This is a genomic window from Bradyrhizobium sp. Kon10 (genome assembly GCF_055807395.1).
Map to the genome: position 1 here is coordinate 25,855 of NZ_JBVVOZ010000019.1, position 26,261 is coordinate 52,115.

General features: G+C 65.2%; 26 protein-coding genes. 18 read left to right on the top strand and 8 right to left on the bottom strand.

Annotated features, from left to right (window positions below; genetic code table 11):
- Nucleotides 1-9: 9 nt before the first annotated feature.
- Nucleotides 10-1,239: a glycosyltransferase family 87 protein gene (locus AC0L2O_RS24185; protein WP_473371515.1), complete on the bottom strand. Its 1,230-nt coding sequence runs from the start codon at nucleotides 1,237-1,239 to the stop codon at nucleotides 10-12.
- Nucleotides 1,240-1,516: 277 nt separating this feature from the next.
- Nucleotides 1,517-3,139, bottom strand: a complete 1,623-nt coding sequence (locus AC0L2O_RS24190) for a helicase HerA-like domain-containing protein (protein ID WP_473371462.1) — start codon at nucleotides 3,137-3,139, stop codon at nucleotides 1,517-1,519.
- A gap of 353 nt (nucleotides 3,140-3,492) precedes the next feature.
- On the opposite strand from AC0L2O_RS24190, the gene AC0L2O_RS24195 reads away from it, so the two are divergent.
- The 14 genes from AC0L2O_RS24195 to AC0L2O_RS24260 all read left to right on the top strand — a co-directional run bounded on the left by AC0L2O_RS24195 (nucleotide 3,493) and on the right by AC0L2O_RS24260 (nucleotide 16,314).
- Nucleotides 3,493-3,858 (top strand): DUF2267 domain-containing protein, encoded by a 366-nt coding sequence (locus AC0L2O_RS24195; RefSeq protein WP_473371463.1) that lies wholly within the window; start codon nucleotides 3,493-3,495, stop codon nucleotides 3,856-3,858.
- 26 nt (nucleotides 3,859-3,884) lie between these two features.
- A complete protein-coding gene (locus AC0L2O_RS24200; protein WP_369725177.1) occupies nucleotides 3,885-4,292 on the top strand; it encodes a DUF4332 domain-containing protein in 408 nt (135 codons plus the stop codon).
- A gap of 201 nt (nucleotides 4,293-4,493) precedes the next feature.
- A complete protein-coding gene (gene folP, locus AC0L2O_RS24205; RefSeq protein ID WP_473371464.1) occupies nucleotides 4,494-5,354 on the top strand; it encodes a dihydropteroate synthase in 861 nt (286 codons plus the stop codon).
- Nucleotides 5,351-5,719: a dihydroneopterin aldolase gene (gene folB / locus AC0L2O_RS24210; protein ID WP_369725180.1), complete on the top strand. Its 369-nt coding sequence runs from the start codon at nucleotides 5,351-5,353 to the stop codon at nucleotides 5,717-5,719. Before folP ends, folB begins: the two co-directional genes overlap by 4 nt.
- Nucleotide 5,720: 1 nt before the next feature.
- A complete protein-coding gene (folK, locus tag AC0L2O_RS24215; RefSeq protein WP_409189488.1) occupies nucleotides 5,721-6,212 on the top strand; it encodes a 2-amino-4-hydroxy-6-hydroxymethyldihydropteridine diphosphokinase in 492 nt (163 codons plus the stop codon).
- An 81-nt stretch (nucleotides 6,213-6,293) separates the two neighbouring features.
- Nucleotides 6,294-8,165: a methylmalonyl-CoA mutase family protein gene (locus AC0L2O_RS24220; RefSeq protein WP_473371465.1), complete on the top strand. Its 1,872-nt coding sequence runs from the start codon at nucleotides 6,294-6,296 to the stop codon at nucleotides 8,163-8,165.
- Entirely contained in the window at nucleotides 8,162-8,626 is a 465-nt protein-coding gene (locus AC0L2O_RS24225) for a GFA family protein (protein WP_473371466.1), read from the top strand. Before AC0L2O_RS24220 ends, AC0L2O_RS24225 begins: the two co-directional genes overlap by 4 nt.
- Complete coding sequence (locus tag AC0L2O_RS24230) at nucleotides 8,619-8,846, top strand: hypothetical protein (RefSeq protein WP_369725188.1); 228 nt, start codon at nucleotides 8,619-8,621, stop codon at nucleotides 8,844-8,846. The genes AC0L2O_RS24225 and AC0L2O_RS24230 overlap by 8 nt, the downstream gene beginning before the upstream one ends.
- Nucleotides 8,843-10,999 (top strand): methylmalonyl-CoA mutase, encoded by a 2,157-nt coding sequence (gene scpA, locus AC0L2O_RS24235; RefSeq protein ID WP_473371467.1) that lies wholly within the window; start codon nucleotides 8,843-8,845, stop codon nucleotides 10,997-10,999. The genes AC0L2O_RS24230 and scpA overlap by 4 nt, the downstream gene beginning before the upstream one ends.
- A gap of 70 nt (nucleotides 11,000-11,069) precedes the next feature.
- The gene (locus AC0L2O_RS24240) at nucleotides 11,070-11,846 is read left to right on the top strand and encodes an RsiV family protein (protein WP_473371516.1); all 777 of its coding nucleotides are present in this window, start codon (nucleotides 11,070-11,072) and stop codon (nucleotides 11,844-11,846) included.
- A 130-nt stretch (nucleotides 11,847-11,976) separates the two neighbouring features.
- The gene (locus tag AC0L2O_RS24245; protein ID WP_473371468.1) at nucleotides 11,977-12,963 is read left to right on the top strand and encodes a Bug family tripartite tricarboxylate transporter substrate binding protein; all 987 of its coding nucleotides are present in this window, start codon (nucleotides 11,977-11,979) and stop codon (nucleotides 12,961-12,963) included.
- Between the two features lie 134 nt (nucleotides 12,964-13,097).
- Complete coding sequence (meaB, locus tag AC0L2O_RS24250) at nucleotides 13,098-14,087, top strand: methylmalonyl Co-A mutase-associated GTPase MeaB (RefSeq protein WP_473371469.1); 990 nt, start codon at nucleotides 13,098-13,100, stop codon at nucleotides 14,085-14,087.
- Nucleotides 14,084-14,740, top strand: coding sequence for a pyroglutamyl-peptidase I (locus tag AC0L2O_RS24255; protein ID WP_473371470.1), 657 nt, complete (start codon nucleotides 14,084-14,086; stop codon nucleotides 14,738-14,740). The genes meaB and AC0L2O_RS24255 overlap by 4 nt, the downstream gene beginning before the upstream one ends.
- A 203-nt stretch (nucleotides 14,741-14,943) precedes the next feature.
- Nucleotides 14,944-16,314: a TIGR03808 family TAT-translocated repetitive protein gene (locus AC0L2O_RS24260; RefSeq protein ID WP_473371471.1), complete on the top strand. Its 1,371-nt coding sequence runs from the start codon at nucleotides 14,944-14,946 to the stop codon at nucleotides 16,312-16,314.
- A gap of 21 nt (nucleotides 16,315-16,335) precedes the next feature.
- On the opposite strand, the gene AC0L2O_RS24265 is transcribed toward AC0L2O_RS24260, so the two are convergent.
- The 4 genes from AC0L2O_RS24265 to AC0L2O_RS24280 all read right to left on the bottom strand — a co-directional run bounded on the left by AC0L2O_RS24265 (nucleotide 16,336) and on the right by AC0L2O_RS24280 (nucleotide 20,448).
- Nucleotides 16,336-16,932, bottom strand: a complete 597-nt coding sequence (locus tag AC0L2O_RS24265) for a TIGR03809 family protein (protein WP_473371472.1) — start codon at nucleotides 16,930-16,932, stop codon at nucleotides 16,336-16,338.
- Between the two features lie 480 nt (nucleotides 16,933-17,412).
- A complete protein-coding gene (locus AC0L2O_RS24270) occupies nucleotides 17,413-19,170 on the bottom strand; it encodes a S8 family serine peptidase (RefSeq protein ID WP_473371473.1) in 1,758 nt (585 codons plus the stop codon).
- 16 nt (nucleotides 19,171-19,186) lie between these two features.
- Nucleotides 19,187-19,882, bottom strand: a complete 696-nt coding sequence (locus AC0L2O_RS24275) for a hypothetical protein (protein ID WP_473371474.1) — start codon at nucleotides 19,880-19,882, stop codon at nucleotides 19,187-19,189.
- Nucleotides 19,879-20,448 (bottom strand): sigma-70 family RNA polymerase sigma factor, encoded by a 570-nt coding sequence (locus AC0L2O_RS24280; RefSeq protein ID WP_369725197.1) that lies wholly within the window; start codon nucleotides 20,446-20,448, stop codon nucleotides 19,879-19,881. The genes AC0L2O_RS24275 and AC0L2O_RS24280 overlap by 4 nt, the downstream gene beginning before the upstream one ends.
- 451 nt (nucleotides 20,449-20,899) lie before the next feature.
- Between AC0L2O_RS24280 and AC0L2O_RS24285 the strand changes: the two genes are divergently transcribed.
- On the top strand, nucleotides 20,900-22,057 hold the full coding sequence (locus tag AC0L2O_RS24285) for a GGDEF domain-containing protein (protein ID WP_473371475.1): 1,158 nt from the start codon (nucleotides 20,900-20,902) through the stop codon (nucleotides 22,055-22,057).
- Nucleotides 22,058-22,120: 63 nt separating this feature from the next.
- Nucleotides 22,121-23,224, top strand: a complete 1,104-nt coding sequence (locus AC0L2O_RS24290) for a DUF2336 domain-containing protein (protein ID WP_369725201.1) — start codon at nucleotides 22,121-22,123, stop codon at nucleotides 23,222-23,224.
- On the opposite strand, the gene AC0L2O_RS24295 is transcribed toward AC0L2O_RS24290, so the two are convergent.
- Nucleotides 23,221-23,859, bottom strand: a complete 639-nt coding sequence (locus AC0L2O_RS24295; RefSeq protein WP_409189498.1) for an NrsF family protein — start codon at nucleotides 23,857-23,859, stop codon at nucleotides 23,221-23,223. The genes AC0L2O_RS24290 and AC0L2O_RS24295 overlap by 4 nt on opposite strands.
- A gap of 2 nt (nucleotides 23,860-23,861) precedes the next feature.
- On the bottom strand, nucleotides 23,862-24,407 hold the full coding sequence (locus AC0L2O_RS24300; protein ID WP_473371476.1) for a sigma-70 family RNA polymerase sigma factor: 546 nt from the start codon (nucleotides 24,405-24,407) through the stop codon (nucleotides 23,862-23,864).
- 287 nt (nucleotides 24,408-24,694) lie between these two features.
- Between AC0L2O_RS24300 and AC0L2O_RS24305 the strand changes: the two genes are divergently transcribed.
- Both AC0L2O_RS24305 and AC0L2O_RS24310 read left to right on the top strand, forming a co-directional pair.
- Nucleotides 24,695-25,360 (top strand): hypothetical protein, encoded by a 666-nt coding sequence (locus AC0L2O_RS24305; RefSeq protein ID WP_473371477.1) that lies wholly within the window; start codon nucleotides 24,695-24,697, stop codon nucleotides 25,358-25,360.
- A gap of 98 nt (nucleotides 25,361-25,458) precedes the next feature.
- On the top strand, nucleotides 25,459-26,238 hold the full coding sequence (locus tag AC0L2O_RS24310; protein WP_369725207.1) for an enoyl-CoA hydratase: 780 nt from the start codon (nucleotides 25,459-25,461) through the stop codon (nucleotides 26,236-26,238).
- Nucleotides 26,239-26,261: the final 23 nt, after the last annotated feature.

Below are 26,261 nucleotides of genomic sequence, written 5' to 3' on the forward strand. Positions count from 1 at the left end.
GCTTGAGTTTCAAGACGCCTTGAGTTTTAGCTTCGCCGCGGCGTCGGAGCCAGCCGCAACCGGCGGATGCCGGATGTGCCAGGCGAGGCTACCTGCGAGGACCGCCGTGGCCATGAGATTATTGCCCCAGGCCTGGATGACGTTGGGAAACGGCGGCAGCGACAGCAGCATGAGAATGCCGGCGGCGCCGAGGGCAAGCCAGGTTCCCAACCGGACCTTGGCCCGTTCGTCGAAGGCGGCGCGATGCGTCAGCACCGTCAGCGGGAAGAACAGCCACATGAAGTAGTATTGCCGCGCCAACGGCGAGGCCACCGTCATCAGGCAGAACAGAATGCCGAGCTCCTCGGCGTCAGATCGCGCCGTTCGCCGCGCTTGCTGCGGCATCACCGCGACGAAGCCAAGCCCGAGCAAGGCCGACACCGCGAGCACGATCCAGTTCGCCGTCTTGTAGTCGACGTCGATGACATTCATCGTGCGCGGCGGCTTGTTGGGATCGTCCTGATTGTAGTTCAACGGCCGGACCAGCCGGTGCGTCACGGCGATGACGGACTGGTTGACCCATGACCAGTTCTGCTCGTCGCGCTGTCCGAAGCCCTTCTCCGAGCTCGATCCGATCATGCCCTGGTACCAGGTCTTCAGCTCGGCCGCGTTGCGCTCGAAGCCGCGAATGGGCGCGGGTACGACGTAGAGAAGGATGCCGATGAAGGCGGCCACGCTGAGGACGGCTGCCCACTGCCGCCGCCACACCAGATAGGGCAGCACCGCGATGGGAAACACCTTGATGGCGGTGGCGAGCGCAAACATGAAGCCTGCGAGCCAGGACCACCGACGCTGCAAACTCCAGAAGCCGGAGAGCATCATCGCAAGCAGCACGAGGTTCGGCTGGCCGAGGTCGAACATGTCGAACACGAAGGTCACGGTCACGAGGGCCGGCAGCGCTTCCAGCCAGGGGCCCGGTCTGCGGTCCGATCCGGTCATCGCATTGGATAGGATCCCCGTGTACCACCACGCCACCATATTCAGGATCGACAGCACGACGTAGAGCGGGATCTTGCCGAACCAGCTCGGGATCGCGAGCAGAATCGCCGGCAGCGGCGGATAGATGAACTCGAAATATTCGCCGACATCGCTGGGATAGAGCGGCCTGCCCTGCAAGACCTGCTGCCCGGCCCAGTACCACAGACCGTAATCCTTGGACTTGCCGTGGCCGAAGATCTCGGGACCGAGGACATCGGCCATGAGGATGACGCAGCAGAGCAGGAAGAGGAGATCGAGCGGCGCGCGCAGCGAGAGGGGTCTGAGCGCGCCGGGGTTGGGTGAGGAGTTGGGCAAGGTCACATGCGGTCCAGTCTGGGGAACCTAGCACCTAGCAGACCGGCGGAGGCTTGGAGAGCCCCCTTCACCCGATTTTGTAGCTGCCGCGAACTCCAGCTCCTGCGCATCTGCCTTCGCTGAAGCTCCGCAGACAGAAGCGGAGCGAGGTCGGGGATGGATGGCCCCAAACGCGTCATTCTGCCTACCTTCGCAGCAGTCCACCGAGCGCGCCGCGGACCAGCGCGCGGCCGACCGAGCCGCCAAGCTGGCCACCGACCGATTTACCGAGATCGGCCACGACGCCGCCGACCACCTTGCCGGTGACCGTGCGCGTGACGTCGCGCGCGATGCGCTGGCCGGTCGTCAGCCGATTGCGTCCGGTGTTGGTGCCGAAGATGGTGCCGACGATCGAGCCGATCTGGCCGAGGATGCCGCCACCGCTCCCGCCCGCGGCGCCGTCGGCCGGCGCCGCCGTGCCGGCGATGCGCTTCTGGATAATCTCGTAGGCGGACTCGGAATCAATCGCGGTGTCGTATTTGCCCTTGACCGGGCTCGCATCCATGATCGCCTTGCGCTCCTCCGGCGTGATCGGCCCGATGCGGGCCGATGGCGGGCGGATCATCACCCGCTCGACCATCGCCGGCGTGCCGTTGCCTTCGAGGAAGGACACCAGCGCCTCGCCCTTGCCGAGCTCCATGATCACCTTGGCGGTATCCAGCTTCGGGTTGGGCCGGAAGGTCTGGGCCGCGGCGGCGACAGCCTTCTGATCGCGCGGGGTGAAGGCGCGCAGCGCATGCTGCACCCGGTTGCCCATCTGGCCGAGCACGCGGTCGGGCACGTCGATCGGGTTTTGGGTGACGAAATAGACGCCGACGCCCTTGGAGCGGATCAGGCGGACCACCTGCTCGATCTTGTCCATCAGCGCTTTCGGCGCATCGTTGAACAGCAGATGCGCCTCGTCGAAGAAGAACACCAGTTTTGGCTTTGCCGGATCGCCGACCTCGGGCAGCTCCTCGAACAATTCTGACAGCATCCAGAGCAGGAAGGTGGCGTAAAGCCGCGGGCTCTGCATCAGCTTGTCGGCGACGAGGATGTTGACCATGCCGCGGCCGTCGCGGTCGGTCTTCATGAAGTCCTTCAGCGTCAACGCGGGCTCGCCGAAGAACTTTGTGCCGCCCTGGTTCTCCAGCACCAGGAGCTGGCGCTGAATGGTGCCGACGGTGGCCTTGGTGACGTTGCCAAAACCCTGGGCAGCTTTCCGGATCGATGCCAGCGGATCTTCTGCCGCGTCCGGCCCCTTCTTGCCACTGTCGGGCACGATGGCATCGAGCAACGCCCGCAGATCCTTCATGTCGATCAGGGCAAGACCGTTGTCGTCGGCGACGCGGAAGGCGACGTTGAGCACGCCTTCCTGCACGTCGTTCAAATCGAGCATACGCGCGAGCAGCAGCGGCCCCATCTCGGTGACGGTGGCCCGCACCGGATGACCCTGCTCGCCGAACACGTCCCAAAACACCGTCGAGAACTGGTCGGGCTGGAATTTCAGCGCCATCTCGCTTGCACGCTTGACAATGAAATCCTTGGCCTCCCCAACCTGCGAGATGCCGGAGAGATCGCCCTTGATGTCGGCAGCGAACACCGGGACACCGGCGCGGGCGAATCCTTCCGCCATCACTTGCAACGACACCGTCTTGCCGGTTCCGGTTGCACCGGTGACGAGGCCGTGGCGATTGGCGAGCGCCAGCGTCAGCCAGGCCTGCTCGTCTCCCTTGCCGACGAAGATCTTGTCGTCGGTATCGCCGAGCGTGTTGTCCTGTGGCGTCATCACTGTCTCTATCTATTTTTCTGCTTGTTTCGCGTATTGAAATTCAAGCGAACCAGTTCCGTAGTTTAACGCATGTCGTGCGCCGATTGAAACCGTTCAAGACGCCCCGGACATGTCACATTCTCGGAGCACGGACGCGAGACTATCCGCCAAAAGTCGCAGCGATACATTCGCACCGCGGCAAATTTTCATTCGTTTCCTTCTCCGCTCTTGCATCGCTGCAACACTTTTCGCGCGATTGAAGATGAATCGGACACCGCGTGCGTTCATCGCTTGTATTTCACATCGCACCGGCTCAAGATCGTTTGTCGAAAACAATACTCCGGCATGTGAACCGGCTGAGGGGCGGCCATATGGACGAGCTGATCGGGCGGCTGGCGACAAACGCCAGCATAGATAGTGCTGTCGCTGAAAAGACCGTCGGCATTATCCTGGGTTTCCTCCGCAGCGAAGGTCCTTCCGACAGCGTCCAGGCTCTGATCGACCATATCCCCGGTGCAGATGCTGCCATCGAGGCCTCCAGGAGCGGCGGCGGACTGTCGCGGCTGATGGGCGGCGGACTGATGGCCGTCGGCACGCGCCTGATGGGCCTGGGACTTGGCATGTCCGACATTCAAACCATTGCCCGTGAACTTTTCCGGTTCGGCCGAGACAAAATCGGAGCGGATCAGATGGGCAAGATCATCGCGGGGACGCCGGGCCTCAGCCAGTTCGCCTGAGGCTTTCGCACTTCATACTGAGTATCATGACATATCCCATCTCCGAGATTGAGGGCCTGCCGGCCTTTGCCGCAAACAAGCTGAAGGCCCAGGGTATTCGCACCACCAGCGCACTGCTGGAAGCCGCGAGCACCGCCAAGGGCCGCAAGACGCTGTCGGCCAAGACCGGCATCAGCGAGCAGCAACTGCTGGAATGGGCCAACGTCTCCGACTACATGCGCATTCCCGGCATGGGCAGGGCCAAGGTCGGCCTGGTCCGTGCCGCCGGCGTCACGACCGTGCGCGAACTTTCCTATCGCAATCCCGCGCGGCTCGCCCAGAGCATGCGGGAGGCGAACGAGAAGAGGAAACTCGTCCGCATCCTGCCCTCGGAAAAATCGGTCGGCGACATCATCGCCAAGGCGAAGAAGCTCGCGCCGAAGATTACGTATTAAGCCCTCACTTTCTCCATCATCCTGACAGGGTGACCGCGATAAAGTCCGTAGCCCGGATGGAGCGCAGCGCAATCCGGGGTTGTTCGAGAGCCGGGCGATGCCGGTCCCGGATTTCGCTGCGCTCCATCCAGGCTATGAAGACAAGATCCGCAGCCGCATCCCGTCTTGACTCCCCCTCCCCGACCGCGCAAAGCCTGCCGCATGAACGCCTCGCCCTCCCCATCCGTCCCGCCGGCCGGCTCGGCCGGGCCTGACGTGCTGCGGACGCTCCTGGGCCGGCCGATTCCGGCGGTGATGGGGGTGCTCAACGTCACCCCGGATTCGTTCTCGGACGGCGGCGAGTTCATCGCGCCCGATCAGGCGCTGGTGCGGGCGCAGGCGATGATCGCTGCCGGCGTCGACATCATCGATATCGGCGCCGAGTCCACCCGGCCCTACAAGGGCGCCCGGCCGGTCACGGCGGCGGACGAGCTCGCCCGGCTGAAACCGGTGCTGGCCGAGATTGTCGCGCTCGGCGTGCCGGTGTCGATCGACAGCATGAAGGCCGAGGTGGTGGCGTTCGCACTCGACCAGGGCGCGGCGATCGCCAACGACGTCTGGGGACTGCAACGCGACGCCGCAATGGCGCCGCTGGTGGCTGATAAAGGCGTCCCAGTCATCGTCATGCACAACCGTGACAGCGCCGATCCTGCCGTCGACATCATCGCGGACATGAAAGCATTCTTTCAGCGCTCGCTCGATATCGCGGCACAGGCCGGCATCGCGCGGGAGAAAATCGTGCTCGATCCCGGCATCGGCTTCGGCAAGACCGCCGAGCAGAGCATGATTGCGCTGGCGCGGCTGCGCGAATTCGAGATCTTCGGCCTGCCGATGCTGGTCGGCGCCTCGCGCAAGCGCTTCATCGCGTCGGTGTCGCCGTCAGAGCCGAGAGAACGGCTGGCCGGCTCGATCGCCGCGCACCTCATCGCCGCGCAGCGCGGTGCAAAAATCATCCGGACCCATGACGTCGCCGAGACCTTGCAGGCGCTGCGGGTCGCCAACGCAATCGAGAGCCAGCAATGACCGATACGATCTTCGTGACCGGCCTGTCGATCCATGCCCGCCATGGCGTGATGGAGCACGAGACCGAAGTCGGCCAGCGTTTTGTCATCGATCTCGAACTCTACACGGAGCTGTCGGAGCCTTCGCGCAGCGACCGGCTTGCCGACACGGTCTCCTACGCCGACGTCGTGGCGACCACCACGGCGGCGTTCAAGAACACCAACTACAAGCTGCTGGAGCGCGCGGCCGGCGCGGTCGCGGACGCCATCCTGTCGCACTTCCCGCGCATCCGCGCGGTGAAGGTCACCGTGCACAAGCCGCATGCGCCGATCGCGGCGATCTTCGACGATGTCGGCATCGTGCTGACGCGCTCGCGGCATCCCTGACATGGCGAGCGTCCTCATTGCGCTGGGCGGCAATGTCGGCGATGTCCGCGCGACGTTTGGCAAGGCAGTCTCCCATATCTGCGGCATGGCGCAGGCTTCGCTGATCGCGCGCTCATCGGATTACAGGACGCCGCCCTGGGGCGACGAGGACCAGGATCCCTTCATCAACGCCTGCATCGAGATCGAGACCAGCCTCGATCCGCACGCGCTGTTGTTCGTGATGCAGAAGGTCGAGCAGAAATTCGGCCGCACGCGCGACAAAGAGCGGCGCTGGGGACCGCGCACGCTCGATCTCGACATGATCGCCTATGACGATGTCGGCTTGCGGAAGCCTGACCTGACCTTGCCGCATCCGCGCCTGTTTGAGCGTCCCTTCGTGCTGGTGCCGCTCGCCGAGATCGCACCGGACCGCGTGATTGGCGGCATTCGGGTTGGCGACGGGCTCGCCAGCGTCTCGACGCAAGGGATTGAGCGGCTTCCCAATACCGGCTAACCAAAAACAACCGTTTGCAGGGACGGCCGGCCGTGGCAATTTCGCCGCCGAACAACAAGCCGTTCGGGAGCCTTTCGCCGCATGACCTCCGTGACTGACGACCTGCCGTTGGCGGCCGATTTTCCCAAGGCAACGCTCGAAGACTGGCGCAAGCTGGTCGACGGCGTGCTGAAGGGCGCGCCGTTCGAGAAGCTGGTCGGCAAGACCTATGACGGCCTCAAGATTGAGCCGCTCTATTCGCGCGCCAAAGGCGTCGCGCCGGTGGCAGGACGGCCCGCGGCCGCGCCATGGCAGATCATGCAGCGGATCGACCATCCTGATGCGGTCGCTGCAAACGCCCAGGCTCTGCAGGATCTGGAGAACGGCGCCACGGGGCTCGCGCTGGTGTTCGCTGGCGGCAATGGCAGCCACGGCTTTGGCCTGGAACCGACGGCCGATGCGGTCGCAAAGGCGTTGAGGGACATTCATCTCGATGCGGGAATCGGCATCGAGCTCCAGGTCGGCCCGCAATCGCGGATGGCCGCGATCCATATCGCGGAATATGTGAAGAGCAACGGTCTCGATCCCTCTGCCTGCGACATCCGCTTCGGGCTCGATCCGCTCGGGGCCTGCGCGGTGTGGGGCCACAGCCCCTATAGCTGGGAGGAGATCGCTCCCGCGGTCAGCGGCGCCATCAAGGGGCTCGCCGCGCTCGGCTTCAGGAGACCGTTCGCGGCAAGCGACGGGCGCGTGATTCATGATGCCGGCGGATCGGAAGTGCAGGAGCTGGCTTTCGTGCTCGCCTGCGGCGTGGCCTATTTGCGCGCCATCGAAGCTGTCGGGATTCCGCTCGAGCAGGCGCAAGGCATGGTCTATGCGCGGCTGTCTGCGGACGCCGATCAGTTCCTGACCATGGCGAAATTCCGCGCACTGCGGCTGCTCTGGGCGCGCATCGAGACGGCGTGCGGACTGACACCAAAACCGCTGTTCATCGCCGCCGATACCGCCTGGCGCATGCTAACGCAGCGCGACCCCTATGTGAACATGCTGCGCGCGACCATGGCGACCTTTGCGGCGGGGCTCGCCGGGGCCGATGCCATCACCGTGCTGCCGCATACGCTGGCGCTCGGGCTTCCCGATCCGTTCGCGCGGCGCGTGGCGCGCAACACGCAAGCCGTGCTTCTGGAAGAGAGCAACCTCGCTAAGGTCAGCGATCCCGCGGCAGGCGCGGGCGGCATCGAGACGCTGACCGCGCAGCTGTGCGACGCGGCCTGGGCGCTGTTCCAGGAGAGCGAGACAGCCGGCGGCGCTTTCGCTGCACTTCAGCAGGGCCTGTTCCAGAGCAAGGTCGCGGCCACGCGGAGAGCGCGTGACGCCAACATAGCAAAGCGCCGCGAAGTGCTGACCGGCGCCAGCGAGTTTCCAAACCTGAACGAGCGCGAGACGGCGGTGCTGATGGCGACGCCGATCGCGCTGGCGGCTTACGGCGAGCCAAAATACAAATTCGATGCGCTTCCGCCGATCCGGCTGGCCCAACCGTTCGAGGCCTTGCGCGACAAATCCGACGCGGCTTTGAAGGCGCGCGGCGCCAGGCCAAAAGTGTTTCTGGCCAACTTGGGCACGCCGGCCGATTTCACGGCGCGCGCGACCTTTGCAAAGAGCTTGTTCGAGACCGGCGGCATCCAGGCCGTGGACGGCGAGGGTTTTGTCGATCCCGCCAAGCTCGCGGCCGCCTTCAAGGCCTCCGGTGCCGAGTTCGCCTGCCTTTGTTCCAGCGACAAGGTCTATACGGAACACGCCGAAGCTGCTGCGAAGGCCCTGCAATCCGCCGGCGCGCGGCATATCTATCTGGCGGGCCGCCCGGGCGAGGCCGAAGCGGCGCTGCGGGCCGCCGGCGTCACGGGCTTTGTCTTTGCCGGCGTTGATGCGCTTGCAACCTTGCAGGACGCCTATCGACGGATGGAGCAGCCATGACGGAAACCGCAAAACCCGTTCTCACCGGCGGCTGCCAATGCGGCGCTGTGCGCTTTGTGCTGACGGCAACACCGAACAAAGTTTCGATCTGTCACTGCCGGATGTGCCAGAAGGCGACCGGCTCGCCGTTCGCCTCCTTCGCCGACATCAACCGGACGGATTTCGCCTGGACCAAAGGGCAGCCGTCGTTGTTCCGATCCTCTTCGATCGCGGAGCGCGGCTATTGCGCGGCCTGCGGCACGCCGCTCAGCTTCGGCCGCATCGACGGCGAGCGGATCGAGATCATGACCGGCGCCTTCGACAGGCCTGACCGGCTGGTGCCGACGCGGCAATACGGAACCGAATCCCGCCTCGGCTGGGTGGTCGGAATCTCGAACCTGCCGAGCCAGACCACGCAGCAGAATTACGGACCGGAGAAGATGGCGACGATCGTCAGCCATCAGCATCCGGATCATGATTGAGGCCCAACGCGTCGAGGCTGCGACTATGATAGGCTATAACATGCTGCGGGCGCTCGGAAGGTTGTTGCATGCGTTGATCGAGTGGGATGTCAGACTCGCGCGGCTGCTCTGGCTCGGGACTGGTGCGATGACGAAGAGCCGCATGGATGATCCCGTCTACAAGGAAAATGTGCAGAGACTAGTCGAGCGCAATCGCAGGTTTGAGGATTCCAAGGAATGAGCCGCATTCCCAATTTCGCAGATGTCGCCTTCGAGCGCATCGCCAGCGCCGGGCCAGCCGGCAGCGCCGAGCCGTGGCTCACGCCAGAGGGCATTCTGGTGAAGCCTGCGTATGGCGAGGCCGATCTTGCCGGGCTCGATTTCCTCGAGACCTATCCGGGCATCGCGCCTTACCTGCGTGGCCCCTACCCGACCATGTATGTCAACCAGCCCTGGACCGTCCGGCAATATGCCGGCTTCTCCACGGCGGAGGATTCCAACGCGTTCTACCGCCGCAACCTCGCGGCCGGACAGAAGGGGCTCTCGGTCGCCTTCGATCTCGCCACCCATCGCGGCTATGACAGCGACCATCCGCGCGTCGGCGGCGACGTCGGCATGGCCGGCGTTGCCATCGATTCCATCTACGACATGCGCACGCTGTTTGCGGGGATTCCACTCGACCAGATGAGCGTGTCCATGACCATGAACGGCGCGGTGCTGCCGATCCTCGCGCTGTTCGTCGCGGCCGCGGGCGAACAGGGCGTGCCGCCGGAAAAACTCTCAGGCACCATTCAGAACGACATCCTGAAAGAGTTCATGGTGCGCAACACCTATATCTATCCGCCCGCGCCGTCGATGCGGATCATCTCGGATATCTTTGCCTATACCTCGCAAAAGATGCCGAAGTACAATTCGATCTCGATCTCCGGCTATCACATGCAGGAGGCCGGCGCGACGCAGGACCTCGAGCTCGCCTACACGCTCGCCGACGGCGTCGAATATCTGCGCGCCGGCCTTGCCGCCGGGCTCGACGTCGACCGCTTCGCACCGCGGCTGTCGTTCTTTTGGGCGATCGGCATGAACTTCTTCATGGAAGTCGCCAAGATGCGGGCCGCGCGGCTGCTGTGGGCGAAGCTCTTGAAGCCGTTCAACCCAAAAGACCCGCGCTCGCTGTCGCTGCGCACGCATTGCCAGACCTCGGGCTGGTCGCTGACCGCGCAGGATGTGTTCAACAACGTGATGCGCACGACGGTGGAGGCGATGGCAGCGACGCAGGGCCATACGCAATCGCTGCACACCAACGCACTCGACGAAGCGCTGGCGTTGCCGACCGACTTCTCGGCGCGCATTGCCCGCAACACGCAGCTGTTCCTGCAGCAAGAGAGCGGCACCACTCGCATCATCGACCCCTGGGGCGGCTCGTATTACGTCGAGCGGCTGACCCGCGATCTCGCTGCAAAGGCGTGGGGCCACATCCAGGAGGTCGAGGAACTCGGCGGAATGGCGAAAGCCATCGAGGCCGGCGTGCCGAAGCTGCGCATCGAGGAGGCCTCCGCCAAGACGCAGGCCCGCATCGATACCGGCAAGCAGGCTGTGATCGGCGTCAACAAGTACAAGCCGACCGACGAAGCCCCGATCGACATCCTCAAGGTCGACAACACCAATGTGCGCCGCCTGCAGATCGACAAGCTGATGCGGCTGAAGTCCGAGCGCAACCAGAAGGACGTCGATGCCGCGCTCGCGGCGCTGACGCGCTCGGCCGGGGAAGGCAACGGCAATCTGCTCGCGCTCGCGATCGACGCGGCGCGGGCGAAGGCGACCGTCGGCGAAATCTCGGACGCGCTGGAAAAGGTGTTCGGCCGGCACCGCGCCGAGATCAAATCCATCACCGGCGTCTACAAGCGGGAGGCGTCCACCATGGGCAACCGGGTCGAGAAGGTTCAGGCGCTGATCGATGCCTTCGAGGAGGCGGAAGGCCGCCGCCCGCGCATCCTGGTCGCAAAAATCGGCCAGGACGGCCACGACCGCGGCCAGAAGGTGATTGCCTCGGCGTTCGCCGATATCGGCTTCGACGTCGACATCGGGCCGCTGTTTGCCACCGCCGACGAGGCCGCGCGACAAGCGGTCGAGAACGACGTGCACATCCTCGGCGTGTCCTCGCTCGCAGCCGCGCACCTCACTGCCGTGCCGGAATTGAAAGCCGCGCTGAAGAAGCAGGGCCGCGACGACATCATGATCATCGTCGGTGGCGTGGTGCCGCCGCAGGATTACAACGCACTCTATGCGGCCGGCGCCGAAGCGATTTTCCCGCCGGGCACGGTGATCGCGGACGCGGCCGAAGAGCTGATCCGCAAGCTGAATGCCCGGCTCGGGCATAGCGAGGCGGCAGAGTAATTCCGCCGCCTTCCGACATTCATTGGAGATTGATGTGAGATACCATCGTGCAACGGCGCGCGCGGGACTTCTGCGTACGATTGCGATCCTCTCGGCGGTCACCGCGATCGGAATAGCGTTTCCTTCGCTCGCCGCCGATCCAAAGCCCGACGCGGCCATCAAGAACAAAAACATCGAGGCCCGCGTGTTCCTCGACGACAAGATCAAGGCGGACGCGGCGCTGGCGGCGGATTGCCTCGCCGACGGCAAAAAATGGCTGGACAAGAACGCGGCCGACGCCGCCGCCACGCGCAGGCAGGATCCGCAGTTCTTCGAGAATGGCCGTTGGGATTTCGAGCGCAAATATTCGACCCGCTCCGTCGTTGCCGACCGCTATGTCAGCATCCTGCGCGACGACTACATGGACACCCACGGCGCCCATCCCAATTCCGACGTGAACACGATCCTGTGGGACAAGGCCGAGAACAAGCGTATCTCGATCCGCCCGTTCTTCACCGAGACCGCAGATAATGGTTCGACCATGAAGGCGATGGTGAAGGCCGTGATCGCCTCGCTCAGGGTCGAGAAGAAGAAGCGCCAGACCAGCGAGACCGCGACCGACGAATGGTTCAAGGGCGTCGAGCCGAGCCTGCTCAAGATTGGCGCGGTGACGCTCGCGCCTTCAACCGAAGCGGGCAAGAGTTCCGGCCTCACCTTCCACTATCCACCCTATGCGGTCGGGCCCTACGCCGAGGGCGAATATGTCGCTTTCGTGCCGTGGGAAGCGTTGAAGCCCTTTGTCACGGCGGAAGGCGCACGCATCTTCGCCGGTGCGCGGCCCAAGGGCGACGCGAAGGAAGCGCAGTGATTGCCGTAGGCTCGAAGCAGACCGTTTGCGCACAGCGCCGTGGTGCTGCTGCTTGCGACACCGGCGCAAAGCCGCATAGAATGTCACATCAGCAAGAGCCCGATTCCCGAGGGCGCCGCCGGGAACATCCATGTCAGGAATCACGCGCCGCAGCTTTGCGGCCTCTACTGTGGCCATGGCCGCTTCAGCTCTTCTCAACCCAGCGAGCGCGCAAGTCTATCCGGCGCGGCCGGTGAGCTTGATCGTGCCTTGGGGCGCCGGCGGCGGAACAGATGCGACCGCGCACATCGTCGCAACGCTCCTGGAACAGGAACTCGGCCAGCCCTTCAACGTGGTCAACCGCACCGGCGGCTCCGGCGTCGTTGGTCATGCCGAGATCGCGACCGCGCCGCCCGACGGCTACACGATCGGCATGCTGACCGTCGAAATCTCGATGCTGCATTGGCAGGCCCTGACCCATCTGACGCCGCGGAACTTCACGGCGCTGGCGCTGATGAACGAAGACCCGCCTGGCATCCAGGTTTCCACCTCCTCGCCATACAAGACGCTGCGGGAGCTGATGGACGCCATCAGGGCGGCGCCCCCGGGAAAGTTCAAGGCATCGGGCACGGGGCAAGGCGGCATCTGGCATCTCGCGCTCGTGGGCTGGATGCGCGCGATGGGATTGCCGGCGAACCAGGTCTCGTGGTCGGCGTCGAATGGCGCAGCACCGGCCATGCAGGATCTCGCCGCCGGCAGCCTCGATCTCACCACCTGCTCGGTGCCGGAGGCGCGGGCCACGATCGAGGCCGGTCAGGCGCGGAGCCTCGCGATCATGGCGCCCCAACGTAATCCAATCTTCCCGGACGTCCCGACGCTGAAAGAGGCGCTCGGCGTCGACTATTCCACCAGCTCGTGGCGCGGCATCGGCGCGCCGAGAGGCCTGGCCCCGGCGGTCGCCACCCGGCTGAGCGCGGCCTTGAAAAAGGTGTACGACTCCCACGCCTTCAAAGAGTTCATGACCAGCCGCGGCTTCGGCACCGTTTGGCGCGATGCCAGCCAGTTCGCAACCTTCATGGACCAGGCCGATGCTCAGATGGGGCAGGCCATGAAGGCTGCCGGTTTTGCCAAGGCTTGAATCAGAGGGCTTGAACTAGGCGGCTTGAATCGGAAGGCCTGATTTGACGGCTCATCCTTGGGCGCGCGACCTGCGGCAACAGGCTTTGAGCTGAGGGCCCTCGCCTGCTTCCCTCGGCCGTTGTAAAGCAGGGCATGGTTGAGAAGAAGGCTTCCCTGGACGTCAAATCCCTCGCCCGCGACCTCCGTGGCGGCAGCCGCGCGGCGCTGGCGCGGGCCATTACGCTGGTCGAAAGCCGGCGCGGCGATCACCAGGCGCTCGCGCGCGAACTGGTGCAGATGCTGTTGCCCGAGACCGGCAGGGCGGTTCGCGTCGGCATTACCGGCTCACCCGGCGTCGGCAAATCCACCACCATCGACGCGCTCGGCATGTATCTCATTGAACGCGGTCACAAGGTCGCCGTGCTCGCCGTCGATCCGTCCTCGGCGCGCAGCGGCGGCTCGATCCTCGGCGACAAGACGCGGATGGCGCGGCTCTCGGCATCCGACGAGGCCTTCATCCGCCCCTCGCCGGCCTCCGGTACGCTTGGCGGTGTCGCCGCGAAGACGCGCGAGGCGATGCTGCTGTGCGAGGCCGCCGGTTTCGACGTCGTGCTGGTCGAGACTGTCGGCATCGGCCAATCCGAAACAGCGGTCAGCGACATGACCGATTTCTTCCTGGCGCTGATGCTGCCGGGTGGCGGCGACGAGCTGCAAGGCATCAAGAAGGGCCTGGTCGAGCTCGCCGACATGATTGCGATCAACAAGGCCGACGGCGACAATCTCAAGCGCGCCAACATCACCGCCGCCGATTATCGCGGGGCGCTGCATATCCTGACGCCGCGCTCCGAGCACTGGCATCCGCCGGTCGAGACCTATTCGGCGCTGACGGGCGACGGCATCACAAAGCTCTGGCAAAAGATCCTCGATCACCGCACCGCGATGAACGCGTCCGGCGAGTTCGCGGCGCGCCGGCGCGAGCAGCAGGTGAAATGGATGTGGTCGATGCTGGAGAGCCGCATGCTTTCACGGCTGCGCAGCGAGGCCCCGGTCCGGACCAAGGTCCGGAAGATCGAGGCCGAAGTCGCCGACGGCCATCTCACACCGGCGCTTGCTGCCGAGCAGATCATGGAGTTGCTGCAATGAGCGACAAACTCCGCGTTCTCCTCACCGGCTTCGGACCGTTTCCGGGCGCGCCGCATAATCCGACGCAGCCACTGGTCGCGCGGCTGGCACGGCTGCGCCGCCCGGCATTGCACGACGTCGAGATCGCGAGCCACATCTTTCCGGTGACCTATGCCGCGGTCGATCGGCAATTGCCGGAGGTGCTGGCTGCGCAGAAGCCGGACGCGCTGCTGATGTTCGGCCTCGCGGCGCGGACCTCCTACCTGCGCATCGAGACCCGCGCGCGCAATGCCGTCACCATGCTCTGGCCCGACGCCGCCAACACCCGCGCGAGCAAGCGCGGCATCGCCACCGATGCGGATGCGATGATGTTCGGCCCGCACACCGCGCGCCTGCTGCGCGCCGCGCGCCTCACCGGCGCCGATGCGCGCCCCTCTCGCGATGCGGGAGCCTATCTCTGCAATTATCTGAGCTGGCGCGCGATCGAGAACGTGAGGAGCGGCAGACCGCAGCTGGCGGCGTTCATTCACATTCCGCTGCTTGCGCGAAGCGGCGCGGTCCGGCGCAAGGGCGCAGCCCGGATCACGCTGGAGGAACTCGTGGACGCTGGCGAAGCCATGCTGATGGAGATGGTGCAATTGGCGCGGAAGGCGAGGAACGCGCAAGCCTCTTAGCGTGGCAAAGGCGCACTTGCGGCGTGCCCACCATCTCGATCCGATCTGCGGTGAAAGTGGTGGGCACGCTTTCGCTCTCCCACCCTACAGCACCGTCTTTGCGGTAAACATTTAACCCTACCGCGAACAATCCTCACCGCACCGGCCGCGCTGCGCTACCTAATCCATCGCGGACACGGCCCGCGTCCGCGCAAGGACGCGTCATGAACCTCAATCGTCGTCATCTCATCGGAGCTTCGACTGCAGGCATTGCCGGTGCGCTGGCCATGCCGGCCGACGCCGCACGCGCAGCGCCGCTGACATCGCTGCTTGGTCGCGATGCGACCCAATATGGCGTACGGCCCGGCAGCAGCGAGGATCAGACCCGCGTGCTCCAGCGCGCCATCGACGAGGCCGCGCGGGCGGGGATGCCGCTGGCCCTGCCGCCGGGGGTCTACCGCAGCGGATTGCTGCGTCTTGCCAACGGCGCGCAACTGATCGGCGTGCGCGGTGCCACCAAGTTGATTTTCACCGGCGGCGCCTCGGCGATCCAGAGCGAGAGCTCCGATGCGGTCGGCCTCACAGGCATCAGCTTCGACGGGAGCGGCATTCCGCTGCCGACGCGGCGCGGGCTGATCCATGTGCTCGGAGGCCGCGACGTCCGCATCACCGATTGCGAGATCACGGGATCCGGCGGCAGCGGCATCTGGCTCGAGCAGGTGTCCGGCGACATCTCCGGCAACATTTTCGCCAACATCGCGGTGTCGGCGGTGGTCTCGTTCGACGCCAGGGGCCTCAGCGTCGCGCGCAATACCATTGCAGGCACCAACGACAACGGCATCGAGATCCTGCGCACCGCCATCGGCGATGACGGCACGCTGGTCGTCGACAACCGCATCGAGGACATCAAGGCCGGCCCCGGCGGCTCCGGCCAGTATGGCAATGCGATCAACGCATTCCGCGCCGGCAATGTGATCGTGCGCGGCAATCGCATCCGGAATTGCGATTATTCCGCGGTGCGCGGCAATTCGGCCTCCAACATCCACATCACCGGCAACAGTGTGAGCGACGTGCGCGAGGTCGCGCTCTATTCCGAGTTTTCATTCGAGGCCGCGGTGATCGCCAACAACATCGTGGATGGCGCCGCCGTCGGCGTCTCCGTCTGCAATTTCAACGAAGGCGGCCGCATCGCGGTGGTCCAGGGCAACATCATCCGCAATCTGATCCCGAAGCGGCCGATCGGCACCGCGCCGGATGACGATGCCGGTATCGGCATCTACATCGAGGCGGATAGCTCGGTGACCGGCAATGTGATCGAGAACGCGCCGTCCTACGGCATCGTCGCCGGCTGGGGCAAATACCTGCGCGACGTCGTGATCTCAGGCAATGTGATCCGCAAGGCGCTCGCCGGCGTCGGCGTCTCGGTCGTGCCTGGCGCGGGGACTGCGCTCGTCAACAACAACATGATCTCGGAAACCCCCCGTGGGGCCGTGGTCGGGCTGAACCATGCGCGTGCCGTGACCGCCGATCTGTCAGCCGACGGCGCGCAGAAGTTCGCGCAGGTGGTGGTCGGCGGGAATGCGGTGCGGCAGTAGGCGGGACGCCCCGCCCGCGCGTCAGAATGTATTCCGCAGCAGTGGGTACTTCGCCTCGATGCCGTCGAGGCTGAAGGTGAATTCGACCGTGCGCTCGGGGGCCGGGACGGTTTCATCGGCCGGCCGCGTGAAGGTTTGCAAGAACGACGCGATCGACGCCACCGGCGCGGTCAGAGCCGCAGGCACTATCGGAGCGGTCGGGGCGACCGGCGCTATCGGCGCCTCGACGATTTCGGCCAGCACGTCCGGCTCCGGCTCGAGCCTGACCGGAACGGAGGTCTCGGGCGCGATGTGCACGGACTTCGGCTGCACGGTCTGGGCCTGCTCGCGCGGAAACACGCGCGGCATGGTCGCTGGCGACCACCCGAATGTGGAGGTTACGCTCGCGGCAGCCGCAGCGACGTCCCCACCATTCGCAAGTGCGCGCCAGGTCTGAACCGCGCGCTTGGCCTCCTGGATGTTTTCAAGGAATGCGAGCTCCGAGTGATAGCGGCGCCAACGGCCGGTCTCGAACATCTCGGAGAGATGTTCCAGCCGCTGTTCGGCGAGCGCGCACCAGCGCGCCGCAATGTCAGGGTCGCAAGCCGCGGCGCGACCAAATTCTTGGCGATGTGTCATGAACCAGCCCGTGAGGAGAAAAATACGGACGCGGGGACGCAACGCGCACGAATCAATTTAGACGCGACATGAATATTTTGTGGAAAAGTTTTGACTTGTCCAGCAACGACACCGATTTCATCGTCGATCACCGTAGTCGTGCGGAGTTTCAAGGGGTTTTGGAGTCAAGCTTCGCACAAGCATAGCGCGCCTGCGGCAGCACGGCCGAGCGGCCATGCGCCAGCGGCGATGTCTCGACCGCAAGCTGATTTCGCACGTACTTCAAGAAATGAGACACCCCAAAAGAAAAGACCCGTCCGGGGGGACAACCGGACGGGTCGAGCCATATGGGCGCTTGGGGTGGATGGGCGCTCGCGCCTAATATGACTGATGGGGAGGGATGACCGCTCCCACATATTTAGGTCGTTGGCAGAGGGTTGAACGTTCAACGCGGCGTCGGATTTTTTGAGCTTCGCGTCGCGTGCAAGTTTGCCGCAGGCGCTATCGCGTCGCCGGCCTATCCGCCTGAGAAATCGCGGATTTATCGCCTGCACTCGACAACGAGGGTTGGTCGATTGCGCGGATGCCGGGCTCGTCGCGACGCTTGTCGACATCTTCACGTTTTGTTGTACCGGACGCAGCCGCAACCGGCGTCGCGCTGTCGGCCGGAACGGCCATGACGGCGGCAAACGCATCGGCCTCGCCGTCGCCGAAGAGATCGTCACGCCCGGGTGAACCGAGATCGCGCGCGGTCTTCGCCAGCGTCATCCGCAGCGCTTCCGGCTTCAGCGCGTAGTCGCGCTCAAGCAGCAGCGCAGCGACGCCGGAGACATAGGCCGCCGAGAACGAGGTCCCCGAGGTCATCTGGTATTTGCCGTCCGGCGCCGGCAGGAAGATGTCGACGCCGGGCGCGGCCAGCGCAACGTAATTGCCGCGGTTGGAGGCGGTGAACAGCTTGTCCTGCTGGTCGGTCGCGCTGACCGCGATCACGTTGGGATTGGCTGCGGGATAGAGCGGCGGCGATTTCGCGCCGGCATTGCCGGCGGCCGCGACCAGCACCAGGCCCCGCGCGGCGGTCGCAGCGATGGCGCGCTCGATCACGGCGTCCCTGGGGCCGGCAAAGCTCATATTGACGATCTGCGCCCCGTGCTCGGCGGCGTAGTTCAGTGAGCGCAGGATGACATAGGACGAGCTCTCGGCGACGCCGGTGGTGCCGCCGAAGGCGCGGATGGCGATGATGCGCGCCTCGGGCGCGCTGCCCATCAGCCGGGCATGCGCGACGATGGCGCCCGCAATGCCGGTACCGTGGATGTGCGGACCCTCGGTGCTGCCGAGCGCGTCGAAATTGTCGGCGATAGAATCGGCGAGCTCGGGATGTTTGCCGTCGATCCCGGAATCAATCACCGCGACGGTGACATTGGCGCCGTGCGCCAGGGTGTGCGCCTGCGGCAGGCGCAGCTTTCCCAGCGCGTATTGCGCGGGATCGCCCTCGGTCGGCACCGTCGACTTCTGGTCCTGGAGCACGTAACGGAAGTTTTGCTGGACCGAGCGTACGCTGCCGTCGGCGGCAAATTCGCGCCGAACCGTCTCGTAGGGCCGGCCGTCGGTGATGCGGAACAGGCCGATCGTGGCTCCGATCAGCGGGACATTCTCGGATGCAATGCGCGCAAGGCCGTGCCGGCGCGCAAGCTCGTCGGCTTCCGTCGGCGACAATGCGCTGTCGATCTCGGCCACCAATTCATTGGCGAAGCTGCGCAGATTTGCGGCGACCGCCGTGGTATTGCGACGTCCGCTGCCGGCGCTCTTCCCGGCCGATTTGCCGGAGCCGTCGCCATCCGCGTTCGCCTGCCCAAGACATTCGCCGTCGGCACCACGATAGGCCGCGCTGCAAGTCGGATAGAGGTTCGGCGAGTAGTGGGCGTAGGGCAGCACGGAGATGGGCGCCATTCGCGCCGAGATCCGTGGGGCGGTGGTGATCAGGTGAGGACCGTGGTCGCCGCCGCCGACCCTCGCGGCCACGCCGGGGCCGACCCTGGTGGCTACGCCGGGACTGACCCTGGCGGCTACGCCGGGGCTGACGCGCGCGCCGACACTCGGAGAGACGGTCGGAATGCGGGAGGGAACACTGATCGTGGGCGTGCGCATGATCGCCTGGGCGTGCGCGACCTCGATACCGAGACAGGCGGCGAGCAGGAGCGCCGCTCCGGCCGAGGAAGCATAGGCCGCGGCTCTTACCCCATTCTCGGACTTGCGCGTCATCGGTTTAGCGGCGCGTTCAAGGCGCCGCTACGGCGAGGTTGACGAACTTCTCGCGCTGCATCTTGCCGAGCAGCGTGGCGAGCTCGTCCCGGCTCATCGCCCTGTCGAACTGGAGGCGGAACATGCCGCCCTTGGCATCGCCAATGATCGAGGCCTGGTAGCTGTCGAGCAGCGAGGTGACGTCGGCAACGCGCGCCTCCGGCGTGAAGCGCACCAGCGCCCGCGCAGGCGCGGCGGTCGCCCCAAGCTCGCGCGTGATCGGCGCGCTGGTCGAGAGCGAGGCGGTCTGGAACGTCGCGGTCTGCGTCTTCATCAGCACTGCGCCGATGATGCCCGCCTGGAGCAGGAGCGCGATGGCGCCAAGGCTCGCCGACCAGGCCAGCGTGCGCGGCGACAGGCTCGCGAAAAAGCTGGAGATGCGGGCCGACAGCGGCAGCGAGCCGGTGGCCCGCGCAGGCTCGGCATCGATCGCCGCGAACAGTTTTTGCATCGCGCGCGCCGAGGGAGCGCCCAAGCTCTCGTTCAGATGGATGGTCTCTTCGTACTCGCCGCGGATGGCGGCATACTGTCTGGCAAGCTCCGGATCGCTGGCGAGCGCTTCCTCGACGCGGCGGGCATCGCGCGCGTTCAGCGTACCGGCGGCGTGCCACGGCAGCAGCATCTCGATCTCACTGGGCTCTCGCTCCAGCATCTTCTTGCTCAATGCCATCATGGCCAGCCTCGCTCAATGCCGGCTGCCTTCAGCAGTTCGGCCAATTTCTTGCGCGCATAGAACAAGCGCGTCTTCACAGTGTTCTCGGGTATGCCAACGATTTCGGCCACCTCTTCCACGGACTTCTCGTGGTAGTAGACCAGATCGATGATTTCCCGATGGTCCGGCGAGAGGCCCGTCAGACACTCCCGCAACGCTTCACTGGTATCCTTCTTCTGCACCGCCGTTTCTGGATTGTCGGACGAATCCTCGATCGCATTGGCGGCCTCGTCGTCCAACTCAAAATCCTTCCTGCGCCGAAGCGCAGACAGGGCCTTGAATCGGGTGATTGCCAGCAGCCAGGTGGAAACGGCGGATCGGCCCTCGAACTTGCCGGCTTGGCGCCAAACGTCGAGAAACACCTCGCTGATGAGGTCTTCCGCCGCCTGCTCGTTGCGAACGAGCCTGAGGCCGAAGCGATACACCCTGACATGGTGCCGCCCGTACAGCACCTGCATGGCGAGCCGGTCGCCTTGGGCGATCCTGGCGATCAGGACCTCGTCCGTAGCCGCCTGTGTCACGCTCAAAGGCCGTCTCGCAAAGTAGGTCGGGGCGACGCGGCGGACGGTTCGACGGCACGCGCGAAATTCTTCAAGCTACCGCACTCATACGGGGATCTGTGTGATCTACCCCACATACGCGCATTTTCCTTGTCCCACCCGGCGACCAGCCGCCTCGTTCCAGAACGGTAACATAATACGGAACACTTTCCTGCGGATGCCATTTTCCTGCGGGTCTCGTTGGCGGGCGCAAATGGCCCGATCGATGCCGATCCATAACACAGCCCTGTGCAGCTTATGTCGCACGAAGCCGGGTTTGGTCCGCCATATCGGCCGCGATACCTAACTGGCCGCAAAATTCCGCGCCGCGCAAAGCCCTCACCCGCGCCGCCCACCGGGGGATTCGGTGCGAAAGGATACCAAACCTAAAGGCTTGCCACGTAGATTTTTTCCGCTGACATCCACCATTGGCGGGACCATGAGCACGGCCGCGACGTCATTTCCGGAGAGGAATGCCGCTGAAGCCGCGGATCTCGTTCTGATGCACGAGGCGGCGGCGCCGCAGGTGGTGGCGCGCCGGATCCGGCAGCGCCGCCAGATGTATCTCGGCCAGGTCGTGAGCTATTCGCTCGGCGCTTCTGTGCTGCTGCTCTACGCCTATGACGGTGCCGTTCACATGAACGTTCCGTCGCTGTTCTGGGTCGGCGGCCTCCTGATCATCGGCATCTTCGTCGTGATGTCGGAGGCTGGCGTCGGTGACAGGCACAAAGACCACTATCTCACCGTATTCCAGATCTCGGCGCATATGGCGCTGCAATTCATATTCCTGGTCTCGGTGCCGACGATCGGGATTGCCTTCATCAGCGTGCTGTTCCTGATCTTCGCGTTCGGCACGCTGCGCATGACCTCGACCCAGGCAATGCTCACTTGCGCGATCGCGACCAGCGCGCTCGCGGCCGTATTCCTCGCCTCCGACCTGCCGATCGGCATGCCCGTCGCGACCAGGCTCCAGCGCACCGCCTCGATGCTGTGCTTCGCGCTGGTGATCGGCCAGTGCGCCTTCCTCGGCCTGTTCGGCGCCACGTTGCGCAAGATCCTGTACCAGCGCAGCATCGAGCTGAAGGAAGCCTATCGGCGCATCGAGGAGCTCGCCGAGCTCGACGAGCTGACCGGCACCTACAACCGGGGCTGTATCATGCGGCTTCTCGACGCCGAGATCGAACACTCCCGGCAGGCGGCGGCGCCGTGCGCCATCGCGCTGATCGACCTCGACTGGTTCAAGCGCATCAACGACGCTCACGGCCATCCCGTCGGCGACGAGGTGCTGCGCACCTTCGCCATCACCATCTTCGCCAATATCCGTCCCGACGACCGTTTCGGCCGCTACGGCGGCGAAGAGTTTTTGCTGCTGCTACCCGGCACTCAAGGCGACGCCGCATCGCGCATGCTCGAACGCCTGCGCGGCATCGTCGCCGAGCTCGACTGGAGCGCCTTCTCCCTCGGCTTGCGCGTGACCATTTCCGCCGGGGTCGTGACGCTGCGCGACAACGATACTGCCGACACGTTTCTCGCGCGCGCCGACAGCGCGCTCTATTCCGCCAAGGCGCTTGGGCGCAACCGCATTGCCACGAATTGATCAATCCATTTGCTGTCGGCGCGCCAGAAGCTGCGGCCGGACCGAACGCTCCAGGACAGGGCTATGACATCCAGATCCGCCGTGACAACCGAGAATCTGCTCGACGAATTGCAGGCCGCGCTCTCGCACGGCACCGTTGCGCGCCGGGTCGAAACGCTGCGCCGCGTCACCGATCTCTTCATCAACAACGCGGTGGATTATTCCGACGAGCACACCAAAGTGTTCGACGACGTCTTTCAGTGCCTGATCGTGCAGATCGAGACCTCGGCAAGGGCTCTGCTCGCCGAGCGGCTTGCATCGATCGGAGCCGCGCCGCCCCAGATTATCCGCACGCTCGCGCTTGACGATTTCATCGAGGTCGCAGGCCCCGTGCTGTCGAAGTCGGAGCGGCTGGACGAGACCACCCTGATCGAGATCGCGCGCAGCAAGAGCCAGGCGCATCTCAAAGCGATCTCACAGCGGCGGGTGCTTTCGGAAGCGCTGACGGACGTATTGGTCACGCGCGGCAACGGCGAGGTGGTGCAATCGACGGCTGCAAATCCGGGCGCACAGCTCTCGGAAGGAACCCTCATCGATCTCGTCACCCGCGCCGAGCGCGACGACGACCTTGCCACCTGCATCGGCCTGCGCCCCGACCTGCCGCGTCATCACTATCTGAAGCTGGTCGCGAAGGCCTCGTCGAGCGTGCGCAAGAAGCTCGAAGCCGCCCATCCGGAGCTCGCTGAGGAGGTATCGAGCGCGGTCCAGGAGGCGGCCCAGCGGATCCGCGCCGCCAACATGACCAGGCAGACCGAGATGGCGCGCGCCCTGGTGAAATCGCTTTATAACGACGGACGCCTCAACGAATTCCAGGTCGCGACGTTCGCCGAACAGGGCAAGTTCGACGAGACCAATGCGGGGCTCGCGGCGCTCGCAGGCGTCTCGGTCGAGGTGGCGGAGAACATGATGATCGAGAGCCGCACCGAGGGCGTCATGATCCTCGCCAAGGTCGCCGGCATGTCGTGGTCGAGCGTGCGCGCGATCATCGCGATGCGTGAAAAGCTCTCCGGCGGCTCGCATACGGACATGCTGACGGTGCGCGACGCCTATGAAGCCCTGCGCAGCTCGACCGCACAACAGGTGCTGCGCTTCCACCGCATGCAGCACGGTGCGACGCCGGCGGCCTAGTACCGCAACACCCTGGAGCCGACCGCAGCGCCGATCGCCGTCACGATCGCGGTCGCGATCGTGTACCAGGTGGCGACGAACAACGGCGAATCGTCCGTGCAATGCGAGGCGTAGAGGGTCGCGGCGAGCCCGGCCGACAACAGGCCGGCGAGCGCACCGGCGAGAGCGGGCCGCGACGGCGCGCCGTGGCGGAGGCCGAACAGCGCGCCCGCGAGCAGCGGCAGCGACATCGCCGGGATCGCCGACAGGCACCACCGCGAGTTCTTGCCCACGAGCCGCATCGTCATTGGCATGGCCGGCGCCATCATCGCCTCGCTGCCGATCGCGACCGCAAGCAGCCCGACGGGGAGCAGCAGGAGCCAGCCCCAGCCGCGCATCAAGGCTTCCGGCCGCGACAGATGCAGGCTGATGATGATGGCGGGGATCGCAAGCGACAGCGTCACGGCGAACTTCATGTCGAAGAACGGGTTGTGCATGGCGCTCATGACGTCGGGCCGCACGCCGAGGAAGGTCGCGAAGATCAGGATCGACAAGGGTGCCGCCACCAGGAGCGCCAAGGTCAACATCGCGCCGACGCGGGGGGCGCGGTGAGGGTTGTCGGCCGCAAGCGTGCGGATGAGTTGGTCGGTATCCATGACTAGTGGTCCCGTAGTTTGGCCGTGAGGGCCGCAAGCCCCCGATGCAGCGCGACCCGCACCGCACCTTCGCTCATCGAAAACTTCGACGCCGTATCCTTGATCGAACTGCTGTCGACCGCGATCGACTGCAACACGTCGCGCTGGCGCTGCGGCAGGGCGTTAAGCTGCGCTGCAACTTCGCCCGCAGAGGCCGTCTCCTGCGGAGTCTCGCCCGGCAGCGTTTCGGCGAAATCGTCGATATTGACGAAAACGCGCCTGCCGCGCCGCCTGAGCGCATCGATCAGCTTGTTGCGGCCGATCGCGAACAACCACGGCGCGAAGGGCGCTTCGCTGTCCCAGGTGTGCCGCTTCAGATGCACCGCCAACAAAATCTCCTGCACGATATCCTCGGCTTGATCGGGAGGCTGCCCGGCCCGCGCCAGACCCCGCCTCGCGGCGGCGCGCAGCACCGGCGTGACCGCCTTCAACAAGCGATGATACGCCGCATCATCGCCTGCCATGGCCGACCGCATCAGGCCGGTCCATTCGTCCTCACGTCCGCGCACGCGCGCCCTCATCATGCAATTCGGCCGCTCTTTCAGTTTGTTACGCCGGCACCTGCCGTGATCACGAGATCGTGATCACGGCAGGCCCGGCATCCCATGCGGCCGCAAAAACCCGAGTGGGGCTCATAACACCGATCGGTGCGCGCTGCACCCGGCTGCCGGTCGGCGATCGGGTTTGCCGCGTTTTTGCCCGGTCTAGCCCGAAGATTCCCATTTTTTGCCCCGTTGTCGTCATGCGCCGGGGTCTCTGTTCGCTTCGGGATGGGTGAATTGGGGAGATCGTCAACATGATGAAAGCCAGCGGGCGCGCGGCATCGATTGTTCTGGCCGGACTATTCCTGCTGCTCGGAGGCGCCGCACAGGCCGCGCCGAGCTCGAGCGCAAGCTCGAAACCGGACAGCACGAGCAAGCAGGCCGAAGCGGACAAGTCGAGCCAGCGGCGCCACACGTCTCACCGCCACACCGGCACCAAGACGGCGCAGAAATCCTCCGACGACAAAGCGGACAAGAAGGACGCCGCACCGCAGACCGACGAGGCCAAGGCCGGCAATGACGTCCCGATCTCGAGCCAGATGCCGCCGGACGTGGCCAACGCCAATGCGCAGCTCGCCACCGCCGACACGCCGACTTCGGCCGCAGCCTCCGCGATGACGGGCCGCGCCAACGACAATGTCCAGGCAGCCGCCGATAATACCGCCGCCGCCCCGGGCGCCGAGAACCAAGTCGTCCCGCCCGACCAGCTCAACGATATCGATCGCGCCCTGCAACAGGACAACCCGTCCGCGCAGAAAGCGGTGATCGCCGCAACCGACGCACAGCCGCGTCCGGCGCCGGTGATGGCGAGCAGCCAGCCGAACTCGGCCTGGGACCAGAGCTCCCTGATCGGCAAGATCTTCATCGGCGTCGGCACGCTGCTGACGTTGGCCTCTGCCGCGCGCATGTTCATGGCCTGACAGGTCCCGGGGCGCGCATATCTCCGGCGCCCCGGCCCCCTTGAAGCCCACCGCGCCAGCGGGCAAATTGCCCGCTCAATCAAAAGCGTGGGTGGAGCATGAGCACGTTCGAACACATCATCGTCGAGAGCAAAGGCGCGGTCGGCATCATCAAGCTGAACCGGCCGAAGCTGCTCAACGCGCTCTCCTTCGGGGTTTTCCGCGAGATCGCGGCCGCCGTCGACGATCTCGAGGCCGATGACGCCATCGGCTGCATCGTCGTGACCGGCAGCGAGAAGGCCTTCGCGGCCGGCGCTGATATCAAGGAGATGCAGCCGAAAGGCTTTATCGACATGTTTTCCGAGGATTTTGCCGCGATCGGCGGCGACCGGGTCGCGCGCTGCCGCAAGCCGACCATTGCCGCGGTCGCGGGCTATGCGCTCGGCGGCGGCTGCGAGCTCGCGATGATGTGCGATTTCATCATCGCTGCCGACACCGCCAAATTCGGTCAGCCCGAGATCACGCTCGGCACCATCCCCGGCATCGGCGGCACCCAGCGCCTGACCCGCGCGATCGGCAAGTCCAAGGCGATGGATCTCTGCCTCACCGGCCGCATGATGGATGCAGCCGAAGCCGAGCGAAGCGGCCTGGTCAGCCGCATCGTGCCGGCCGACAAGCTGATGGACGAGGTGATGGCGGCGGCCGAGAAAATCGCCGCGATGTCGCAGCCCGCGGCCGCAATGGCCAAGGAGGCGGTCAACCGCGCTTTCGAAACCACCCTCGCCGAGGGCATGAGCGTCGAGCGCAACCTGTTTCACGCGACCTTCGCGCTCGAAGACCGCTCCGAGGGCATGGCCGCCTTCATCGAGAAGCGCAAGCCGGTGAACAAGAACCGGTAGGGTTCTCTTCGGTCGTCCCGGCC

Bases quoted from the DNA above. Each gene is read 5' to 3' on its own strand.
- AC0L2O_RS24185 (WP_473371515.1), bottom strand. From the start codon at position 1,239: ATGGCCGATGTCCTCGGTCCCGAGATCTTCGGCCACGGCAAGTCCAAG.
- AC0L2O_RS24190 (WP_473371462.1), bottom strand. From the start codon at position 3,139: ATGACGCCACAGGACAACACGCTCGGCGATACCGACGACAAGATCTTC.
- AC0L2O_RS24195 (WP_473371463.1), top strand. From the start codon at position 3,493: ATGGACGAGCTGATCGGGCGGCTGGCGACAAACGCCAGCATAGATAGT.
- AC0L2O_RS24200 (WP_369725177.1), top strand. From the start codon at position 3,885: ATGACATATCCCATCTCCGAGATTGAGGGCCTGCCGGCCTTTGCCGCA.
- folP (WP_473371464.1), top strand. From the start codon at position 4,494: ATGAACGCCTCGCCCTCCCCATCCGTCCCGCCGGCCGGCTCGGCCGGG.
- folB (WP_369725180.1), top strand. From the start codon at position 5,351: ATGACCGATACGATCTTCGTGACCGGCCTGTCGATCCATGCCCGCCAT.
- folK (WP_409189488.1), top strand. From the start codon at position 5,721: ATGGCGAGCGTCCTCATTGCGCTGGGCGGCAATGTCGGCGATGTCCGC.
- AC0L2O_RS24220 (WP_473371465.1), top strand. From the start codon at position 6,294: ATGACCTCCGTGACTGACGACCTGCCGTTGGCGGCCGATTTTCCCAAG.
- AC0L2O_RS24225 (WP_473371466.1), top strand. From the start codon at position 8,162: ATGACGGAAACCGCAAAACCCGTTCTCACCGGCGGCTGCCAATGCGGC.
- AC0L2O_RS24230 (WP_369725188.1), top strand. From the start codon at position 8,619: ATGATTGAGGCCCAACGCGTCGAGGCTGCGACTATGATAGGCTATAAC.
- scpA (WP_473371467.1), top strand. From the start codon at position 8,843: ATGAGCCGCATTCCCAATTTCGCAGATGTCGCCTTCGAGCGCATCGCC.
- AC0L2O_RS24245 (WP_473371468.1), top strand. From the start codon at position 11,977: ATGTCAGGAATCACGCGCCGCAGCTTTGCGGCCTCTACTGTGGCCATG.
- meaB (WP_473371469.1), top strand. From the start codon at position 13,098: ATGGTTGAGAAGAAGGCTTCCCTGGACGTCAAATCCCTCGCCCGCGAC.
- AC0L2O_RS24255 (WP_473371470.1), top strand. From the start codon at position 14,084: ATGAGCGACAAACTCCGCGTTCTCCTCACCGGCTTCGGACCGTTTCCG.
- AC0L2O_RS24260 (WP_473371471.1), top strand. From the start codon at position 14,944: ATGAACCTCAATCGTCGTCATCTCATCGGAGCTTCGACTGCAGGCATT.
- AC0L2O_RS24265 (WP_473371472.1), bottom strand. From the start codon at position 16,932: ATGACACATCGCCAAGAATTTGGTCGCGCCGCGGCTTGCGACCCTGAC.
- AC0L2O_RS24270 (WP_473371473.1), bottom strand. From the start codon at position 19,170: ATGACGCGCAAGTCCGAGAATGGGGTAAGAGCCGCGGCCTATGCTTCC.
- AC0L2O_RS24275 (WP_473371474.1), bottom strand. From the start codon at position 19,882: ATGATGGCATTGAGCAAGAAGATGCTGGAGCGAGAGCCCAGTGAGATC.
- AC0L2O_RS24285 (WP_473371475.1), top strand. From the start codon at position 20,900: ATGAGCACGGCCGCGACGTCATTTCCGGAGAGGAATGCCGCTGAAGCC.
- AC0L2O_RS24290 (WP_369725201.1), top strand. From the start codon at position 22,121: ATGACATCCAGATCCGCCGTGACAACCGAGAATCTGCTCGACGAATTG.
- AC0L2O_RS24295 (WP_409189498.1), bottom strand. From the start codon at position 23,859: ATGGATACCGACCAACTCATCCGCACGCTTGCGGCCGACAACCCTCAC.
- AC0L2O_RS24305 (WP_473371477.1), top strand. From the start codon at position 24,695: ATGATGAAAGCCAGCGGGCGCGCGGCATCGATTGTTCTGGCCGGACTA.
- AC0L2O_RS24310 (WP_369725207.1), top strand. From the start codon at position 25,459: ATGAGCACGTTCGAACACATCATCGTCGAGAGCAAAGGCGCGGTCGGC.